The sequence below is a fragment of the Kitasatospora sp. NPDC022856 genome (genome assembly GCF_055561235.1).
In genome coordinates this window covers 1-1,650 of record NZ_JBVHHE010000127.1, presented here as the reverse complement: position 1 = coordinate 1,650, position 1,650 = coordinate 1, and the positions used below count along the sequence as shown (strand labels likewise).

Sequence of the window (1,650 nt, the reverse complement as noted above, 5' to 3'; positions counted from 1 at the left end):
GTCGGGCGTGGCCTGCGCCTGGGCTTCGATCAGGTCGACGGTCAGGCCCTGCGGCCAGTCGACGGGGTCGCCCGCGGCCCAGGTCGTGAGCTGGGCGCGCTCCGCCTCCGGCAGGTGGGAGAGGGTCGCGTCGCCGTTGGGGTCGGCGGCCATCGCCTCCAGGACCAGCCGGTAACGCTCACCCAGCAGGCCCAGCCGCGACCGGTCGACGGCCGCACTGGTACCGGCCAGCGTCAGATGGTCGCGCCGGGCCAGCACGTTGAGGGCGAACTCGTTGGCGCCGTCGCCCATCGACCCGTCCAGGTCGACGGAGTTCTCGTCCACGACGTGGAAGTCCAGGTACTCGAAGAGGATCGAGACCAGCTCGCCGGAGTTGCCGGCGGCGCGCTGGACGGCGGGCAGCGGGTAGCGGCGGTGCGACCAGATCTCGGTCTCCGTGGCGTAAGTCTGCTCGACCAGCTCACGCCAGGTCTTCGCGCCCCGAGTGGTCGGGAACGGCAGGGTGTTGAGGTGCATGCCGAGCACCCGGTCCGCGCCGGGCGCTTCCAGGCGGCCGTGGTAGACCACGCCGGTGTGGAAGGCGTCCTCGGCCGTCAGGCTGCCGAGCACCTTGAGGTGCGCGGCCAGCAGCACGCTCTTCAGCGACGTCTTCGCCTCGCCGGCGAGACGACGCAGACCGTCCTCCAGGTCGCCGTAGTGGACGATCCGGCCGACGGGCGTACCCGGGGTCGCCGGATCCGCCCAGCTGCCGGGGAGGGCGAGTGGGCTGTGGGCGTCGACCAGGTGCTGCCAGAAGGCCTGGGTCTGCGGGTCGGAGAGCGCGGTCTGCTCGGCGGCGATGTAGTCGGCGTAGCGGACGGCGGGCGCCTCGTGGACCGCCGGTTCGCGGCCATCGCGCAGCGCCCGGTAGACCTCCAGGAGCTCCATCAGCAGCGAGTTGAGCGTCCAGCCGTCGGTCACGGTGTGGCTGTGGCTGGTGGTCACCCGCCAGGCCCGGTCGGACTCGATGTGCACGGCGATCCGCAGCAGCGGGGCGGCGGCCAGGTCGAAGCCCGCCGCCCGCTCCTGCTCGACGTAGGCGGTCGTGCGCTCCGCCACCTCGGCCTCGGTCAGACCACGCAGATCGTGCACGGTGAGCGGGACCTCGGCGGTGGCGTGCACCGACTGCAGCGGCTGGGAGAAGTCCGCGAGGTGCAGCGAGGTGCGCAGGATCTCGTGCCGGGCGGTGACCAGGTCGAGCGCGCCGCGCAACGCGACGGCGTCGAAGGGCGCGGTGTCCGGGATCCGGAAGGAGTTCAGGTTGTGGTAGAGCCCGCGGTCCCCCGAACCCAGCAGTTCGACGAGCATGCCGGTCTGGATCTGGGAGAGCGGGTAGGCGTCGACGATGTCGGCCGGGAGGGCCGTGCGGTCGTCGTCGCCGATGAGGGCGAAGGGCTGGACGGCGGTGATCAGGGACTCGCCGGTGCCGTCACCGATCCGGGTCGCGAGGGCGGTGATGGTGCGCTGCTGGAAGACGTCCGGGATGGTGACGTCGTAGCCGGCGGCGCGCAGGGCGCCGACGAGGCGGACGGCGCGGATGGAGTCGCCGCCGAGGTCGAAGAAGCTGTCCTCCACACCGACCCGCGGCAGGCCGAGGACCTCGGCCCAGAC

General features: G+C 72.4%; 1 protein-coding gene. It reads right to left on the bottom strand.

All coding sequences use genetic code 11. The annotated features are described in order from the left end of the window. Positions 1–1,650, bottom strand: a 1,650-nt coding sequence (locus ACZ34W_RS38620) for a condensation domain-containing protein (protein ID WP_465611173.1), incomplete at both ends; no start/stop codon positions are given.